Source organism: Enterococcus sp. M190262, from assembly GCF_005843965.1.
Classification (GTDB): Bacteria; Bacillota; Bacilli; order Lactobacillales; family Enterococcaceae; genus Enterococcus_D; species Enterococcus_D gallinarum.
On record NZ_CP040461.1, the window covers coordinates 2,328,397 to 2,345,413 of the forward strand.

General features: G+C 41.8%; 17 protein-coding genes. 15 read left to right on the forward strand and 2 right to left on the reverse strand.

Annotated elements, in window-relative coordinates; translation table 11 throughout:
* Positions 1-5: 5 nt before the first annotated feature.
* The 9 genes from FE005_RS10920 (at position 6) to FE005_RS10960 (ending at position 6,717) form a co-directional block, all read left to right on the forward strand.
* Complete coding sequence (locus FE005_RS10920; RefSeq protein ID WP_003127095.1) at positions 6-806, forward strand: regulatory iron-sulfur-containing complex subunit RicT; 801 nt, start codon at positions 6-8, stop codon at positions 804-806.
* Between the two features lie 19 nt (positions 807-825).
* The gene (locus FE005_RS10925; protein ID WP_003127096.1) at positions 826-1,173 is read left to right on the forward strand and encodes a DNA replication initiation control protein YabA; all 348 of its coding nucleotides are present in this window, start codon (positions 826-828) and stop codon (positions 1,171-1,173) included.
* 51 nt (positions 1,174-1,224) lie between these two features.
* On the forward strand, positions 1,225-2,082 hold the full coding sequence (gene rsmI / locus FE005_RS10930; protein ID WP_003127097.1) for a 16S rRNA (cytidine(1402)-2'-O)-methyltransferase: 858 nt from the start codon (positions 1,225-1,227) through the stop codon (positions 2,080-2,082).
* A 114-nt stretch (positions 2,083-2,196) separates the two neighbouring features.
* Positions 2,197-2,496 carry a MazG-like family protein gene (locus FE005_RS10935; protein ID WP_003127098.1) on the forward strand — a complete coding sequence of 100 codons (300 nt, stop codon included), beginning with the start codon at positions 2,197-2,199 and terminating at the stop codon, positions 2,494-2,496.
* A 55-nt stretch (positions 2,497-2,551) separates the two neighbouring features.
* Positions 2,552-3,007 (forward strand): GNAT family N-acetyltransferase, encoded by a 456-nt coding sequence (locus FE005_RS10940; RefSeq protein WP_103300021.1) that lies wholly within the window; start codon positions 2,552-2,554, stop codon positions 3,005-3,007.
* Between the two features lie 158 nt (positions 3,008-3,165).
* The gene (locus tag FE005_RS10945; RefSeq protein ID WP_113849861.1) at positions 3,166-4,383 is read left to right on the forward strand and encodes an ammonium transporter; all 1,218 of its coding nucleotides are present in this window, start codon (positions 3,166-3,168) and stop codon (positions 4,381-4,383) included.
* Between the two features lie 14 nt (positions 4,384-4,397).
* The gene (locus tag FE005_RS10950; protein ID WP_103300023.1) at positions 4,398-4,736 is read left to right on the forward strand and encodes a P-II family nitrogen regulator; all 339 of its coding nucleotides are present in this window, start codon (positions 4,398-4,400) and stop codon (positions 4,734-4,736) included.
* 181 nt (positions 4,737-4,917) lie between these two features.
* Positions 4,918-6,033 (forward strand): DNA polymerase IV, encoded by a 1,116-nt coding sequence (dinB, locus tag FE005_RS10955; protein WP_005472399.1) that lies wholly within the window; start codon positions 4,918-4,920, stop codon positions 6,031-6,033.
* Positions 6,034-6,093: 60 nt separating this feature from the next.
* Entirely contained in the window at positions 6,094-6,717 is a 624-nt protein-coding gene (locus FE005_RS10960) for a DNA alkylation repair protein (protein WP_138372211.1), read from the forward strand.
* A 235-nt stretch (positions 6,718-6,952) separates the two neighbouring features.
* Here the strand turns inward: FE005_RS10960 and nrdG are convergent, their stop codons facing one another.
* Both nrdG and nrdD read right to left on the reverse strand, forming a co-directional pair.
* Complete coding sequence (gene nrdG / locus FE005_RS10965) at positions 6,953-7,549, reverse strand: anaerobic ribonucleoside-triphosphate reductase activating protein (protein WP_138371775.1); 597 nt, start codon at positions 7,547-7,549, stop codon at positions 6,953-6,955.
* 197 nt (positions 7,550-7,746) lie between these two features.
* Positions 7,747-9,948 (reverse strand): anaerobic ribonucleoside-triphosphate reductase, encoded by a 2,202-nt coding sequence (nrdD, locus tag FE005_RS10970; protein ID WP_138371776.1) that lies wholly within the window; start codon positions 9,946-9,948, stop codon positions 7,747-7,749.
* A 297-nt stretch (positions 9,949-10,245) separates the two neighbouring features.
* Between nrdD and FE005_RS10975 the strand changes: the two genes are divergently transcribed.
* From FE005_RS10975 to FE005_RS11000, 6 genes are all read left to right on the forward strand, one after another.
* Entirely contained in the window at positions 10,246-11,010 is a 765-nt protein-coding gene (locus FE005_RS10975; RefSeq protein WP_138371777.1) for an ABC transporter ATP-binding protein, read from the forward strand.
* On the forward strand, positions 11,000-13,057 hold the full coding sequence (locus FE005_RS10980; RefSeq protein WP_138371778.1) for an FtsX-like permease family protein: 2,058 nt from the start codon (positions 11,000-11,002) through the stop codon (positions 13,055-13,057). Before FE005_RS10975 ends, FE005_RS10980 begins: the two co-directional genes overlap by 11 nt.
* 87 nt (positions 13,058-13,144) lie before the next feature.
* Positions 13,145-14,227 carry a M42 family metallopeptidase gene (locus FE005_RS10985; protein WP_003127109.1) on the forward strand — a complete coding sequence of 361 codons (1,083 nt, stop codon included), beginning with the start codon at positions 13,145-13,147 and terminating at the stop codon, positions 14,225-14,227.
* A gap of 12 nt (positions 14,228-14,239) precedes the next feature.
* On the forward strand, positions 14,240-15,028 hold the full coding sequence (locus FE005_RS10990) for a DUF975 family protein (protein ID WP_138371779.1): 789 nt from the start codon (positions 14,240-14,242) through the stop codon (positions 15,026-15,028).
* A gap of 180 nt (positions 15,029-15,208) precedes the next feature.
* Positions 15,209-15,946: an MBL fold metallo-hydrolase gene (locus tag FE005_RS10995; protein WP_003127111.1), complete on the forward strand. Its 738-nt coding sequence runs from the start codon at positions 15,209-15,211 to the stop codon at positions 15,944-15,946.
* Between the two features lie 19 nt (positions 15,947-15,965).
* A complete protein-coding gene (locus FE005_RS11000) occupies positions 15,966-16,970 on the forward strand; it encodes a lipoate--protein ligase (protein WP_003127112.1) in 1,005 nt (334 codons plus the stop codon).
* Positions 16,971-17,017 lie beyond the last annotated feature (47 nt).

Sequence of the window (17,017 nt, forward strand, 5' to 3'; positions counted from 1 at the left end):
ATGTTATGATAGAAGTAGTCGGTGTACGCTTTCGCGCTGCGGGACAAATCTATTTTTATGCGCCTGAGAAGCGAGATTACACGTCGGGGGAACGAGTGATCGTTGAATCACAAGAAGCAAAGTTTATGGCGACCGTCGCGATTCCTAAGCAGTTGATCGATTCGCAAGATTTGCCTTATGACATAAAGCCAATCATTAGACAGGCCACGCCTAAAGATATCGAGAAAGAAAAGAAAAATCGTCAAGATGCTGAAGAAGCGCTGATCATTGGCAAGCAGAAGATTCGAGCGCACAATTTACCTATGAAACTTGTTAGGGCAGAATATACATTTGAGCGGTCAAAGATGCTGTATTATTTTACAGCGGATGGTCGAGTTGATTTCCGCGAACTAGTCAAAGATTTGGCGAGTCATTTTCATACAAGGATCGAGTTGCGACAAATCGGTGTACGAGATGAAGCAAAGGCGATCGGCGGAATTGGTCCATGCGGCCGCAAGCTCTGCTGTTCGACGTTCTTAGGCGATTTTATCCCTGTCTCGATCAAGATGGCCAAAGATCAAGGGCTGTCTTTGAATCCGACGAAAATTTCCGGGTTGTGTGGTCGTTTGATGTGCTGTTTGAAGTATGAGAATGATGAATATGAACAAGCAAAACGAGAATTACCGGATCGCGGCAAAGAAGTTGAGACTCCGGATGGAAAAGGAAAAGTAGTCGGTCTGGATTTATTGCAGCGCATTATCAAAGTCCGCTTGTACGATCGACAAACGCCCATAGACTATGAATATGAAGAACTAGTGACAAAATAAGTAGGTGACCATAATGAGCATGGACAAGCGATCGATTTATGATGGATTGAATCAGTTAGAAAATGAACTGCAAAATTCGTTGAATAACTTAGCAGAAATGAAACAGTCTTTGCAAGAAATCGTTGAAAAAAATACGACGCTAGAATTAGAAAATCAACGTTTACGGGAACATATCCGTGAATTGAATCAAGTGGCCGAAGCGCCCGCAGAATCGGTCAAACAAGAATTGTCCAAATCGCGAATGAATTTGGAAAAGATATACGAAGAAGGATTCCATGTTTGTTATGACTTATATGGATCTAGAAGAGAACATGATGAACCGTGTGCTTTTTGTCTTGAAGTGATCTATCGAGAAAGCGGACGATAATAGGAAATGACCAGCGCAGGTTGCTGGTCTTTTTTTGAAAGTAGGGAAAGTATGCAGAAACAACAAAGCTATAAACAATCGAATGGAACGCTTTATTTAGTGCCGACACCAATCGGAAATTTGGAAGACATGACCGTTCGTTGTGTCAAAATTTTAGGGGAAGCCGATTTGATTGCCAGCGAAGATACTAGGAATACCCAAAAATTGTTGAACCATTTTGAAATAACGACACCGCAACGAAGTTTGCATGAACACAATTTCAAGGAACGTGTGCCGCAACTCATCGATCAATTGCTAGCTGGAAAAATAATTGCACAATGTAGTGACGCAGGGATGCCATCGATCAGTGACCCTGGTCATGAATTAGTCAAAGCGTGCATTGCAGCTGATATTCCAGTGATTGCCTTGCCTGGTCCTACAGCCGGATTGACTGCTTTGATCGCTTCTGGTTTGTCTCCGCAGCCCAATCTTTTTTATGGCTTCTTACCTCGAAAAAAGAAAGAGCAAAAAGAAGCATTGGCTGAGCTGGCGAACCAGCCGGCTACGATGATCTTTTATGAATCACCTTACCGCTTGGCAGCGACGATCGAAAATATGATTACTGTTTTTGGTGCAGAACGTTCTGCAGTCATCTGTCGAGAGTTGACAAAAATCCACGAGGAATACTTGCGAGGTTCTTTAAAGGAACTGTTGGACTATCTAGGGGAAAATACAGTCAAAGGAGAGTGCTGCCTTTTGGTTGAGGGATCGACGGACTCTGTCGAAATCGTTTATGACGGAAGCCTTAAAGAGCAAGTAACAGCTCTGATGGAGACCGGGATGTCTTCTAAGGAGGCTATCAAGGAAGTGGCGAAACGCAATCAAGTAAAAAAACAAACGGTCTATCATGCCTATCACTTAGACGCTTAACCGATGCCTGTGCATCGGTTTTTTTGAATAATGAGTTTCATTTTTAGTGGCATGGATGATTGAGTGAAACCGTCACAAAAGGACATGATATACTAGTTTAAAAAGGAGAAAAAGATGAACATACGAGACATGCAAAAAGCGATCTATCAAAACAAAATCGATCATCAATTTAATGTCACCAATATTGAAAAGGAATTTTTGTCATTATATGGTGAAGTGGCTGAAGCTTTTGATGCTTATCGCAAAAAACAAAATGTGGGGGAAGAATTGGCAGATGTAGCCATCTACCTTCTCGGTTTAGCGGAGATCTTATCGATTGATCTAGACGGAGAGATTCAGAAAAAAATGAAAATCAACCAAGCCCGCCGCTATACCAGTTATGGCAATGGGTATGCAAAACGAATCGATGAATGATGGTTCGTCATTCGATTGAACTGACAATGAATTGTTAAAGGAAGTGGGAAACGAAATGACAACCAACTTAAGCATGCGTGAGCTAACAGAAAAAGATTTAAAGGAAGCTGTTGAAATGTATATTGCAGTCTTTTCAGCGGAGCCATGGAATGATCAACTGACCGTTCCTCAAATTACAGAATATGTGTCATCCATGATGGCGATGAATACTTATATTGGCTATTTTCTAACGGACTCATTGACCAATGAAAAGATAGGGTACTCGTTAGGCTTTATTAAGCCGTGGTACCAAGGAAAAGAATATGTCATCGATACCTTTTTAATTGCTGGCAAGCATCAAGGGAAAGGTTTCGGCTCTGCTTTTTTAGAAATGATCAAAGAAGAGTTGGTCAAAAAAGGCATTCCCACGATACTATTAGATACAGAAGAAAAGATGCCAGCTGCCGATTTTTATAAAAAGAATGGCTTTAAGCCTTTGACGGATAATGTGACTTTTTATGCGTCGTTTTGATCGCCATTACCCAAGAAAGCCATCAGTCGAATTGCGAATGTTAGATTTCATAACATATAAAGTGAGCTTTTTTCAGAATAATTGCAAAAATTTAAAAAAACACTAGCGATCTCCTGAATATGATGGTAGGATATCTAACATAAAAGGGAGTGATTGGAATGGGAACAGGCAATAGTGGGTTTATTTTGGTTTGCAGTGGGATGGTTTTTTTAATGACTCCTGCGCTAGCTTTTTTTTATGGTGGATTGGAAAGGCGAAAAAATATCTTGAATACAATGATGATGGTGATTTGCACCATGGGATTAGCTTCAGTTCTGTGGGTGGCGGCTGGGTATTCGCTTTCTTTCAGTGGTACCGGTGCCTTTATCGGCAACATCGATAAGTTATTTTTCCAGCAAGTTTCCATGACGGACGGAGAAGGGATTCCTGAAGGATTGTTTGCGGCTTTTCAAATGATGTTTGCACTAATCACAACAGCGATCATTACCGGATCAGTCGTAGGACGAATGCGTTTTTCAGCTGTTTTCTTATTTATTGGCTGCTGGCTGTTTTTGGTTTACTTTCCGATGGCCCATATGGTTTGGGGTGGCGGCTTCTTAGATGCTATCGGTTCGATTGATTTTGCAGGAGGCAACGTTGTCCATATTAGTTCAGGAATCAGCGGTCTCGTGCTAGCATTAGTCGTGGGTAAGAGACGCGAGTTTCATCAAACGGAGTATCGTCCCCATAATATTCCATTTGTCGTATTAGGTGCAGGGTTGCTATGGTTTGGCTGGTTTGGCTTCAATGCTGGATCAGCATTAGCTGCTGACGGGATCGCCATTCAAGCGTTGTTAACGACCAATACGGCAGCCGCAGCTGCGATGCTCTCCTGGATGTTGATTGAAAAAGTTCTATTAGGGAAGCCAACCATTGTCGGAGCTTGTACCGGAGCTGTCGTGGGTCTGGTAGCAATTACTCCTGGCGCAGGTTTTGTTTCCCTTTGGTCATCCTTTGTGATCGGGGCATTAGTGAGTCCGTTTTGTTATTACTTTATTTCGGTCATCAAGCATCGCTTAGGTCTGGATGACGCTTTGGATGCTTTTGGTTGTCATGGGATTGGCGGAATCTTTGGTGGAATCATGACGGGGATTTTCGCTGATCCTGCTGTCAATCATCAAACTGGGTTGCTCTATGGTGGAACAGAATTGTTCATTGCGCAGATCATTAGTATCGTATTTACGATTCTTTTTGCGGGGGGCATATCCTTTCTATTGATCCATGTGATCAAACGCGTGCTACCGATCCGGGTCACAGAACAAGAAGAAGCTATTGGAATGGATCGCAGTGAACATGATGAAACAGCTTATCCAACGTTCATGGGGCTGGATTCATAGATGGAGGAATGCAGATGAAAAAAGTAGAAGCGATCATTCGACAAGAAAAATTAGAAGAATTAAAGGCAGCTCTTGATCAAATAGATATGGCTGGAATGACGGTGAGTCAAGTATTGGGCTGTGGTAATCAAAAAGGGGTCAAAGAATTTGTTCGGGGACAAGCAGTGATTACGACACTTTTGCCTAAAGTAAAGGCGAGTTTTGTTGTAGCAGATGAAGAGGTTGAAGCAATCATTGAACTGATTTTGTCTATCTGCCATACAGGTGAAGTAGGTGATGGTAAAATTTTTATTTACCCGATCGAAGAAGCAGTACGAATCCGAACCAATGAACGAGGCCCATCAGCGCTGTAAGTCTAGACGTTTTTAACGAAGCGAACCAAATTTGAAGTCTTAAATCATAACGGGAAGCAAAAAGAATTTCTGTCTTTTTTACAGGGATTCTTTTTGTTTGCAACAATCGCCGATGCTTGGAATGAGCCTCTTGATAGGGAACTTCTGTTCGTTTATAATAGAGGAGAATGGAGTGGTGAAGATGGCTGAGTTGCGTTTTCCGTTAAAAAACGATACGTCTCGGAAAATTATCCATATCGATATGGATGCCTTTTTTGCATCAGTAGAAGAAAGAGACAATCCTGAATTGGCTAAACATCCCTTAGTGATTGCCCGCCACCCAAGTGATACTGGGGGTAGAGGTGTCGTCACGACTGCCAATTATAAAGCACGTCAGTATGGGATCCATTCTGCAATGAGTGCGCAAAAAGCCTTTGAATTGTGTCCTCATGCCGTCTTTATACCTGGCAACCATCAGAAATACCGCGAAATTTCTCAGCAAGTCCGAGAGATCTTTGGGCGCTATACCGATGTGATTGAACCGGTTTCTATCGATGAGGCTTATCTGGATGTGACCGTCAACAAGATCAACTGTCCTTCAGCGATCAAAATTGCTCGCATGATCCAGCAAGACATTTGGCAGACGACCCAGCTTACTTGTTCAGCAGGTGTCAGCTACAATAAGTTTTTAGCCAAATTATCTTCGGATTTTCACAAACCCCGGGGGTTGACGGTAGTAATGCCGGAAGATGCCGTGGTCTTTTTAAAAAAATTACCGATTGACAAATTTCATGGTATCGGTAAGAAGACAGTGCCGAGAATGCATGAATTAGGGATTTATAAAGGATCTGACCTTTATGAATGGAGCGAAATGGCATTGATCCAAGAATTTGGAAAAATGGGCTACTCGTTATACCGGAAAGTTCGAGGAATCCATGATTCTCCGGTCAGTGTGACGAGAGAACGCAAATCAGTCGGAAAAGAACATACGTATGGCAATGCGTTAACCACAGAAGATCAAGTCATCAGTCAGCTAAGAAACCTGGCAGAAGAAGTAGAAAGATCATTGAAACGTACGCAAAAACACGGAAAGACTGTGGTGTTGAAAGTGCGTTATGCCGATTACTCCACCATCACAAAACGGGTCACGTTGCCAGAGTATATGCACAAGAAAGAAGCTATTTTTTCACAAGCTAGTTTGATTTGGGAGGAGATTCTAGGAATCGAAAAAGGGATCCGCTTATTGGGGATCACAGTTACGAATCTTGATCCATTAGCTTATGAAAATATCGTATTGCCTTTGTGGGAAACCGAATAAAATATATGGAGGCGCATAATGACGACAAACAGTCAATGGAAAGCGTTACTAGAGGAATTCATGGCGCAAGAAAATCCAGCACGAAAAGTTCAAATGCGGGCGTACATGCGGAACCAATTTGACTTTTTAGGGATTCCGTCACCTGTACGCAAACAAATACAAAGACCTTATTTTGCTGCAATGAAAAAGGCCGCCATCGATTGGGCATTTGTTGAAACCTGTTGGCAACTACCTTATCGTGAAATGCAATATGTAGCTATCGACTATCTGGTAACGATGCAGTCGGTCCTCCAACCAGACGAACTGGAGAAAATAAGTGAATTAGTCCTTCAAAAGTCTTGGTGGGATACTGTTGATGGCTTGAATAAAGTTGTTGGTGGGCTGACTATGACCTACCCGGAATTGAGCCAAAAGATGGTTGCTTGGAGCAAAGCAGAAAATTTATGGCTCCGGCGCATCGCCATTGACCACCAACTGCTTAGAAAAGAAAAAACCGATCGCGAGCTTTTAGAGACGATCCTTTTAAATAATTTAGGTAGCGATGAATTCTTTATCAATAAAGCGATTGGCTGGAGTTTGCGCGATTATGCTAAAACAAACCCTGAGTGGGTGCAGGCTTTTCTGTTAACGCACAAAGATCAGTTAGCTCCGTTAAGTATCAAAGAAGCAAGCAAACATTTGTAATGATGGTGTGTTTTATGATCAAAATAAAAGGGACTGTGCCATAAGTCTCCTACAAGTAATACTATCCGAACATTAATGATTATTGCTCCTGCGGTGCAGGGACTCCTCGTCGCAAAAGTCAGAGGAATCTATCCAGCAACAGACTATTATTCGGTTTAACTTGTTGGATGATGACTTATGTCACAGTCCCTTTTATCTTTTGTATCAGTTTGAAAACTGAAGTTTATTCAAGTCGTCAAATACTCTTTTTGATTTGTTCATAGCTTTTTTCTGCGTCTTTGCATTTGTCCCAAATCACCGCTTCGCCTAGTGCTAGGGATTTAGGAACATCAATGATCCGTTGATTGCTGCTACCGCGAAATTGCAGATTCAAGTTGCGTTTGCTCAATTCGAAACGGCCATCAACTAGGATATCGATGCGAGACAGCAACTCAAGCTTATCTTCTGTTTCCAACAGTAGTTCCTCGAAGGTGTAACCAGACCAGCTCCAAATATCTTTGCCATAACCGAACTCGGAACGGACTCTGTTTACCACTTGCAGACATACTTCAGTATTCAAAAAAGGTTCGCCGCCCAATAGTGTTAGTCCCTGAACATAATCGTGCCGCAAATCTTCAATGATCTGTTCTTCGAGTTCTGCTGTGAATGGGGTGCCATAGCGGAAATTTTGGACTGCTTTATTGAAACAGCCTTCGCAAGCAAATAAACAACCACTGACATACAGGCTATTGCGGATACCTTCGCCGTCAACAAAGTTGAAGGCTTTATAATCTGCAATATGATTTTGACTATACTCTTTTGCTTGCCATTCTTTGGGGCGAGGATTTCTCATGTGCAAAACTTCTTTCTAACTATTCGATTATTCGATTATTCGATAAAAATGTCCTTCGCGACTGTAGCAAAAACCACTAGAAAGCACAAATGCGCGAGCAATTCCAGCACTCGTTTTCTGCGGACTCCTGACCAACAGTTGTCAGTTAGAAAGAAGCAGAATTTGCTTACGCTTTAGTCGCGTAGGGGACACTTGTTTCAGTCATTATGTTTCATATGTTTGACACGAGCGGAAATTTCTTTGTGACGACCGTGAACCATTGGTCGAGCTTGAGGATTTCCTAGGTAACCGCATGTTCGTTTGACGACGTCACAACTCTTTGGATCGTGATTGCCACATTGTGGACATTCGAAGCCGCGTTCAGTTGGATTGAAATCACCTTCATATCCGCATTCATAACAATGATCGATCGGAGTGTTGGTTCCTAGATAAGCGACACGATCATACGCATAATTCCAAACTGCTTCAAGAGCTTTGGGATTTTGTTGCAGAACTGGGTATTCACAATAATGAATAAAGCCGCCCGAACAATACTTTGGATAGTCTTTTTCAAAATCCAACTTTTCAAATGGCGTTGGATTTTTGCGGACATCATAGTGGAAGCTATTTGTGTAATATTCTTTATCTGTGATGTCTTCAACGATGCCGAATTTTTCTGTATCTAAACGACAGAAGCGATCGGTCAAGCTTTCGCTTGGTGTGGAATAGACGCTAAAATGATAGCCGTATTCATCGCCCCAAGCATCTGCATGGGCTTTTAACTCTTTCACGATGGCTAACGTGAATTCTTTTGCTTCAGGATCATTTTCCCACTCACCACCAAAGAAAGCAGCAGCTGCTTCATACAATCCAATATACCCTAAGGAAACAGTAGCACGTTTATTTTTGAACAACTCGTTGACACTGTCTTTGCGATCGAGGCGTTTGCCGAATGCGCCATACATGTATAGGATTGGTGCATTTGCCGGACTCGCTTCTTTGCAACGTTCTACTCGGTAAACAAGCGCATCTTTGACGATTTGCAGACGCTGCTCCAGAAGAGACCAGAATTTGTCGCGATCTCCGTTAGCTTCTAGGGCAATGCGGGGAATATTCAATGTTACGACCCCAAGGTTCATCCGTCCTACATTGACTTCTTCGCCATGTTCATCTTTCCAGCCTTGCAAGAAAGAACGGCAGCCCATCGGTACTTTGAAACTACCCGTCAATTCAATCAACTTGTCATAATTCAAGACATCTGGATACATCCGTTTCGTTGCACATTCCAGAGCCAATTCTTTGATGTCGTAGTTTGGATCTGTGGGTTCCAGATTTACGCCGCGTTTGATACTGAAAATCAGCTTCGGAAAGATTGCTGTCCGTTTTTCGCTGCCAAGTCCGTTGATCCGGATCTGTAAGATTGCACGTTGGATTTCTCGCTCAAACCAGTTTGTTCCCAGACCAAAGCCTAAGGAAGTGAAAGGTGTCTGTCCGTTTGAAGTAAACAAAGTATTGATCTCATATTCCAAACTTTGCATCGCATCGTAAATGTCTTTTCTTGTCTTGTTCTTCGCGTAAGCTTCTTGGCGATCCTCGCCGTCGATCCATTCACGCGCATCTTGCAAGTGTTTTTGATAGTTCAATTCAGCAAAAGGTGCAAGTAATTCATCCGTCCGGTCTGCAGAACAACCGCCATATTGACTAGATGCCACATTGGCAATGATTTGAGAGATCTGAGCTGTCGCCGTTTGAATCGATTTTGGTGATTCGACTTCTGCGTTTCCGATTTTGAAACCATTGTTCAGCATGCCTTTGAAATCGATTAGACAGCAGTTAGTCATCGGAGTATAAGGATGATAATCTAAATCATGATAATGGATATCACCTTTTTGATGGGCGTTCGCCACATGAGGGGGCAGCATTTTCAAGCCGATGGATTTCCCTACGATCCCTGCAGTCAAGTCTCTTTGAGTATTGAAGACATTGCTGTCTTTATTGGCATTTTCGTTGACCACTGTTTGATCTTTATTCATTAATTTATTGATCGTAAAGTTGATATCCGTCGCTTTGCTGCGTTCAAAATCGCGACGTGTCCGATAGTTGATATACTCTTCGGCCAATGCATATTCATTTTTTGCTAATAAAATATGCTCAACGATGTTTTGGATTTCATAAATTTTAACGTTTTTGGTAAACCGTTCGGCGATCTCATGATCGATTCCTTCTACGATTTCTAAAATCCGTTCATGATCGAGGGGAGATAGTTCTCCTTTAACTTTTCTTTGGGCTTTTACTAATGCATCGTAAATTTTTTGGTCATCGAAATCTACTAAGCGACCATCACGTTTCACGATCTTCAATTGGGTTAATTGAGGATGGCTACCCCCGCTTTGTTCAGTATTTCTCTTTAAGTCCATCATTACTATCACTCCTTATCTTCTCCAATATCATAAAACAAAATATGGTTTTCGGCAACTATATATAGTGGCTTTTATTCGCTAAATAATTCAGTATGCACAATATGTAGTGTATATTCAAAAGCGGTTTTCAATAAAAACTTGATGATAACAAGGACTTGCATGTTTCACGTTTCACAAAATGAATAAAAATTGTAAAAAATTTTTATGTGTAAAAACGAAGCAGGGGCGATAGAGAAGAAAATATGCTACCATAAAGAAAATATGAAGAAAAGTAGAAATAGATCAAGGAGAATTTGCATGAAAAAAATGATCGATGTGAAGCACCTGACAAAAACCTATGGAACCCGCTTCAATCAAACCAAAGTCCTAGACAATCTGTCTTTTTCCGTTGATCAAGGGGAATTTGTGGGGATCATGGGACCAAGTGGTGCTGGAAAGACGACACTGATGAATATCCTTTCCTCCATCTTACGTCCGAGTCTAGGTTCTGTTGCAATCGGAGGACAAGAAATCACCCGCTTGTCAGAAAATGAGCTAAGCGATTTTCGCCGAAAAGAAATCGGCTTTATTTTTCAAGATTTTAATTTACTAGACACGTTGACTGCCAAAGACAACATTATCTTGCCACTGGCGATCGACCGCCTTTCGGTCAATGAAGTTGACCGGCGATTGGTACATCTGGCGAACTTATTGGGACTCGCTCATTTGTTAGACCGCTACCCAGAAGAACTATCGGTCGGTCAAAAGCAACGGGTGGCCGCCGCCAGAGCAATCATCAGCCGTCCTTCCGTGTTGTTTGCAGATGAACCCACGGGATCCTTAGACTCAAAAGCGGCGACAGAGCTGTTGCGTTATTTAGCTGAAATCAATCTGCAAGAAGATATGACGATTCTCATGGTGACCCACGATCCTTTCACTGCAAGTTATTGCAATCGGATTTTGTTTATTAGAGATGGTGTCTTTTTTGCAGAGGTAGTCAAAAAAGGGTCCCGCAAAGAGTTTTTCGAAAAAATCATCGATATGCAAGCGACGATTGGAGGCGGGGATCGCCATGCTCTATAAAATTGGCTGGCGCAGTTTTTTGCAGCAGTTTCGCAATTATGTCGTTTACTTTGTGTGCATGATGACGGCAGTCATGATTTTTTATTCATTTAGTGCTATGATGAATGACCGTTTGCTGACTCAACGAGTGCAGCAAGACATTCGCATCGATGGCGTATTAGGTTTTGGTAGTACGATCGTTGCTGTTGTGGTGCTTTTTTTTATGCTAAGTGCCAATCATTTCTTCTTGAATCAACGGCAAAAAGAGATCAGTGTTTATCAGCTCCTGGGTTTGCGCAGAGCAAGGTTAAGCTGGCTGCTGCTGAGAGAAACGTTCCTCCTAAATCTTTTTTCCCTTGTTGTGGGCATTTTCATGGGGATTATATTTTCGAAATTTTTCTCAATGATCTTGATTCGAGTGATGGGACTATCCATCACTAGTCATTTTTTTAATTCGCCTCGTTCGATTTTGACTACCGTGTGGGTATTTTTGCTTGCCATGGTAGTTTTGAGTGGTCAAGTGGTTTTGTTTGTCTGGCAGAATCCTTTGATCGATCTAATGAAGAACAACTATACACTGCCAGTGAGCAAAATGAAGTGTCGCCCATTTCGGATGGCAATGGGGATCATCGGTTTGCTTCTGTTAGGGATCGGCTATTACTTAGCTCTGACGCTACGAACGACACTGGAGCGCTATATTAATTATACAGAAGATTATACTGCTGTTTTATGGATTCCATTGCTGATTTTATTTTGCTGTATCACAGCGACGTATTTGTTCTTTGACTGCACATTGCCAATGTTGTTACATGTCTTAACGCTCCCCCGCAAAAAAATCAGCAAAGGCACACGCTTGATTGCATTCAACAATATCCGGGCTTATTTGCAGCGGACATGGAAAAGTTTTTCATTACTGACGATCATTACTGCGATCGCGATTTCTTTGATTGGTGGCACGATGGGGGTGATTTCCTTGAATTATCAGGCGACCAATCGTGATTATCCCGTCGATTTTCAAGTCGCAGCAGAAAATGCGGAAGAGTTAAAGCAAGTGATTCTGGAAAATCAGAGTCAGGTCGTCGCGGAGCAGACACTCACTTTTCGTATCGTGCCGTTAAACATCAACGCGAAATACTTGGCCAATCCGATAAGTACAGGACAAGAAACCGTATTGGTCAATGCGCTTTCTTTATCCGATTACCGAGCATTTCGTCGATTGGTGCCGGATGCACCTGCGGTTTCTTTAGGAGAAAATACTGCTGTTTTGTTTGATGATGATTATGATATTGCATACAACTTGAGAACTTACCAAAAAAATATTGCGCTGGAAAATGGTAAAAAACTCCTCTTAGACAACACGTATCAAGATTATTTTGGTGATATTGCGTTGCGTTACACCTTACCCAATGTATTAGTCGTCAATGACAAGGATTTTCAGGACATGTCGGGATTTGACTATCGATTGACTTATTTCAATGTTCAAACGGAGAATCAAGAGCAATTAACTCGGACGTTAGATGATCGACTTTCAGTCGAATGGACCTATCCGTTTTATTACAAGCGAACACAGGACAAAGGCCAAGTCAAGTATCAGCTGCAAACGGAGATCTCAGAGAAGCAACAATCATCGAAGGAGTTTATTACTGGTTATCGCTTGAACTTCGCCAATCGCTATCCGAATATGCGGGCCATTAGACGGCAGGGCGGTATTATTTTGTTCGTTTCTTTATTCGTCGGGGTGATCGTTTTGATCACTACGTCTAGCAGTTTGATTGTACGGCAATTTTCTAATACGGAGCGGGAAAAAAGAAATTATCGTTTATTGCGTACACTCGGTTATAGCAAAAAAGAAATTCGATCGATCGTCTACTGGCAGAATTTTTGGGTTTTCATGCCAGGTACATTACTCGCGATTTTACATGCCGCATTCGCAATCAACACGCTGACGCAAATCATCGTGAGTCCAGGGTATTGGGTGGCACATCTGTTTGCAGGTGTTGCAGCCGTCGTATTCTTTATTGCTTATTTGATTACAGTTAAGTTATGCTTACGGATCATTGAAGAGTAAGCTGTCAGATTTTTTTCAATTTTGAGCTGGTACAAGACACGAGGAATGGTATAATTTAAGGGATAAATGAGTAGAGGAGTAGATAGGATGGATAAAAAAGAAGAGCAATTACTGATTGATCTGACAACTGCCCGTGGTGTTCCGGGGAATGAAGAAGAAGTACGGGAAGTCTTCAAAGCATATGCGAAAGACTTTGCCGAAGATATTTTTTACGATGGGTTAGGAAGCGTGATTGCCAAACATGTAGGGGATGGCGGCGGACCTAAAGTTTTTATTTCCGGACATATGGATGAAGTTGGCTTTATGGTGACAAAGATCACCGATAAAGGTTTCATCGAGTTTCAAACATTAGGCGGCTGGTGGGGCCAAGTGATGCTGGCACAAGAAGTAGAAATCAAAACGCAAGCTGGCAAATTGGTTCATGGTGTAATCGGTTCTAAACCACCTCATGTGTTGACGCCGGAAGTTCGCAACAAGCCTTATGATATCAAAGACATGTTCATTGATATCGGTGCTTCTAGTGAGGAAGAAGCAAAAGATTGGGGCGTACGTCCTGGAGATATGATTACGCCATATATCCAATACAAACGGATGAATGACAGTAAGTTTTTGCTAGCTAAAGCGTGGGATAATCGTATTGGAACAGCAGTTTCTTTGCGTGTGTTGGAAACGTTGGCTGCTGAAGGGCATCCAAATTGCTTGTTTGCTGGCAGTGATGTCATGGAAGAAGTAGGATTGCGTGGCGCACGAACAAGTACGCACCTAGTGAATCCAGACATCGCGATTGCTCTTGATACGGGGACAGCTGGTGATACGCCAGGAATGACTCCAAAAGAAGCAGATTCTGTCTTGGGCAAGGGGCCGCAAGTTTTGATTTTTGATGCATCGATGATCCCTCATAAGAAACTCTTGAATTTTGTGATCAATGTTGCGGAAGAATTAGAGATTCCTTTCCAATATACGGTGATCACCGGTGGGGGAACAGATGCCGGTCAAATGCATCTGACCCGTGATGGTGTACCATCGATCGCGATTACAGTTCCAGTGCGCTACTTGCATTCCCATACTTCTGTCATTCATGAAGATGACTACTTAAATACAGTAAAATTAGTAACAGAAGTTGTTCGTCGCTTAGATGACAAAACCGTGAAAGAATTACGAAGCTATTAGAAGGAGTAGAGGATGAGAAAAAATAGTGAGATCCGCTCCATGGCATCACGTGCATTAAAGGGCATGTGGGGGCGGTATATTTTAGCCTTTATTGCTACGATAGCCATTCAAAGCATGGTTAGCAGTTTGGTGCTGTCATTGACAAACCATACCTTTCAACAGACACGAGAAACAATCATTGATTATACTTTGGAATACTTTGTTTTTTTCGCATTGACGATAAGTTTAAATATCATGGCACTGTTCTTGATTCGTCAGCGGGAGATCCATGTGTCGGATATTTTTCTTGTTTATGACAAGCGTTATTACGTACCTTTTCTATTGCTGAATTTGGTGAATGCTCTCGTAAATTATCTGATTAGTTTTGTGACGTTTTTACCCCATTTAGTTGTTGGCGGAATGAATCAGTACCTTGATTTAGTCTTGAATGTCAACAGTCGGATCACTGTTGACTGGAGTCTCTTCCGTTCGTCGATTTCCTTCATCATCAGTTTTCTTATTTCTGTGGTCCTTTTCTTATTTGTCTCCCAGATCATAAGCGGATTATTTCAGTTTGCGATCTATGTACGATACGACCATCCAGAAATGACGACGCTACAAGCGATAAAAGGAGCTTGGCATTTAATGAAGAATCATATCGGTCAGTATATTTTGCTGCAGATTTCTTTATTAGGATGGATGGTTTTAGGTTTGTTTGCTTTTGTTATCGGTCTATTTTGGGCGCTGGCCTACGCAAACACTGCGAATGCCGCCTTTTATCAAGCGTTGATCGAAAAAGAAAATGATCGCGTTCTTAGCTAAAGAACACCTCTTGTAAAGATATGATCCACGGTTGTGACGTTGGGTGACTCAATGCAGCAATGAGAGAGAAAATCATCGATTTCTTTTGCTAATGAGCTCCAGATGTCGCAGCCGTTTTTGCTGTTTATTTTTGAGTAATCCAATGCTTTTGTGATAGCATAGGGATAAGGAGGCGGAAGTATGAAACTAACAGTTTTAGGATGTTTAGGCGCATATCCCTATAAGGGTGAGGGAACTACTGGCTATTTATTAGAGTCTGAGGGATATCATTTGTTGCTGGATGCTGGCAGCACGACACTGATTCAATTGGAAAAAATCTTGGATCCGTTAGCATTGGATGCTGTGATTTTGAGTCATTACCATCACGATCATATCGCAGATCTGGGTGTCTTACAGTATTATTGGCAGCTATTTCCTAAGCAAGCAGAGCGGAACGTATTGCCCATTTATGGGCATGGAGAAGACAGTATTCATTTCAATGAGTTGACCATGGCGGGAGTTACAGAAGGGCATGATTATTTACAAACAAAACAGTTGGAATTGGGACCGTTTTCTGTTACATTTATGAAGACGATTCATCCTGTAACTTGTTATGCCATGCGCTTTGTGGAGAATAGTACAGGTAAAATATTTGTATTCACAGGCGATTCCGGCTACTTAGAAAGTTTTGTCGATTTTGCCAAAGATGCCGACTTATTTTTAGCAGATACCTACCTCTTTGCAGGGAATGAACGCCACAAAGCTCATTTTACTTCTCAAGAGTCTGGAGAAATTGCTGCCGCAGCGAAGGTCAAAAAACTGGTTTTGACTCATCTGCCACAGCATGGTGATCTGGAGCAACTGAAAGAAGAGGCAGCAGCGGCGGCCAACGGGATACCGGTTGAATTGGCAGCAGTTCAAAAAATCTTTGAGATTTAAACCCGAGGAGGAGTAGCAGATGCTTTTTGTACCAAATGAAAACAACGACCCAAGAATCAACCTAGCCATTGAGATCTTTTTGCTGCAGGAAATGAAGGTGGATGAACCGATCCTGCTGTTTTATATCAATGAGCCGTCGATTATTATTGGACGAAATCAAAATACGATCGAAGAAATCAATAAAGACTATGTCGATGCTCATGGGATTCATGTGGTTCGCCGTTTTAGTGGCGGTGGGGCTGTCTATCATGATTTTGGAAACTTGAATTTTAGCTTTATCATGCCGGATGACGGTAATTCATTCCGTGATTTCGAAAAATTGACGAAACCAATTGTTCAGGCGCTTCATGAAATGGGCGTCGAAGGGGCACAATTAAAAGGCCGCAACGACCTAGTCATTGATGATATGAAGTTCTCTGGGAATGCAATGTACGCCACCAATGGTCGAATGTTTGCTCATGGGACCATCATGTTTGACAGTGACATTAATGAAGTGGTCAATGCGTTGAAAGTGCGCAAAGATAAAATCGAATCAAAAGGGATCAAATCGATTCGTTCTCGCGTGACGAATATCAAACCTTTCTTACCAAAAGACAAACAAGATATGACGACCGAAGCATTTCGTGAAGAGATTCTTTTGAAGATTTTTGGTGTGGATTCAGTCGACCAAGTCAAGACCTATACATTGACTGAGGAAGATTGGGTCAAAATCAATGAAATTTCCGACAAGTATTATCGAAACTGGGATTGGAATTACGGGAAATCTCCTGCGTTTGATATTGAACGCCGCAAACGATTTCCAATTGGATCGATCGAAGTTCGCTTTAACGTTCAAGAAGGCAAGATTACAGAAGCAAAGATTTATGGAGATTTCTTTGGATTAGGAGATATTGCTGACGTTGAACAAGCTTTTATCGGCACCCGCTATGATAAATCTGCATTGAAAGATGTGATTGATCAAATTGATGTCAAAAAATATTTTGGCAATATTACCCCTGAGGATTTGTTGGAATTAGTTTATTGATTTTCCAGCAAATCAAAAAAAGATGTGGATATAACGAAAATCTATAG

Excerpts from the sequence above, each read along its gene's own strand:
- FE005_RS10920 (WP_003127095.1), top strand. The coding sequence starts at position 6 with ATGATAGAAGTAGTCGGTGTACGCTTTCGCGCTGCGGGACAAATCTAT.
- FE005_RS10925 (WP_003127096.1), top strand. The coding sequence starts at position 826 with ATGGACAAGCGATCGATTTATGATGGATTGAATCAGTTAGAAAATGAA.
- rsmI (WP_003127097.1), top strand. The coding sequence starts at position 1,225 with ATGCAGAAACAACAAAGCTATAAACAATCGAATGGAACGCTTTATTTA.
- FE005_RS10935 (WP_003127098.1), top strand. The coding sequence starts at position 2,197 with ATGAACATACGAGACATGCAAAAAGCGATCTATCAAAACAAAATCGAT.
- FE005_RS10940 (WP_103300021.1), top strand. The coding sequence starts at position 2,552 with ATGACAACCAACTTAAGCATGCGTGAGCTAACAGAAAAAGATTTAAAG.
- FE005_RS10945 (WP_113849861.1), top strand. The coding sequence starts at position 3,166 with ATGGGAACAGGCAATAGTGGGTTTATTTTGGTTTGCAGTGGGATGGTT.
- FE005_RS10950 (WP_103300023.1), top strand. The coding sequence starts at position 4,398 with ATGAAAAAAGTAGAAGCGATCATTCGACAAGAAAAATTAGAAGAATTA.
- dinB (WP_005472399.1), top strand. The coding sequence starts at position 4,918 with ATGGCTGAGTTGCGTTTTCCGTTAAAAAACGATACGTCTCGGAAAATT.
- FE005_RS10960 (WP_138372211.1), top strand. The coding sequence starts at position 6,094 with ATGGCGCAAGAAAATCCAGCACGAAAAGTTCAAATGCGGGCGTACATG.
- nrdG (WP_138371775.1), bottom strand. The coding sequence starts at position 7,549 with ATGAGAAATCCTCGCCCCAAAGAATGGCAAGCAAAAGAGTATAGTCAA.
- nrdD (WP_138371776.1), bottom strand. The coding sequence starts at position 9,948 with ATGATGGACTTAAAGAGAAATACTGAACAAAGCGGGGGTAGCCATCCT.
- FE005_RS10975 (WP_138371777.1), top strand. The coding sequence starts at position 10,246 with ATGAAAAAAATGATCGATGTGAAGCACCTGACAAAAACCTATGGAACC.
- FE005_RS10980 (WP_138371778.1), top strand. The coding sequence starts at position 11,000 with ATGCTCTATAAAATTGGCTGGCGCAGTTTTTTGCAGCAGTTTCGCAAT.
- FE005_RS10985 (WP_003127109.1), top strand. The coding sequence starts at position 13,145 with ATGGATAAAAAAGAAGAGCAATTACTGATTGATCTGACAACTGCCCGT.
- FE005_RS10990 (WP_138371779.1), top strand. The coding sequence starts at position 14,240 with ATGAGAAAAAATAGTGAGATCCGCTCCATGGCATCACGTGCATTAAAG.
- FE005_RS10995 (WP_003127111.1), top strand. The coding sequence starts at position 15,209 with ATGAAACTAACAGTTTTAGGATGTTTAGGCGCATATCCCTATAAGGGT.
- FE005_RS11000 (WP_003127112.1), top strand. The coding sequence starts at position 15,966 with ATGCTTTTTGTACCAAATGAAAACAACGACCCAAGAATCAACCTAGCC.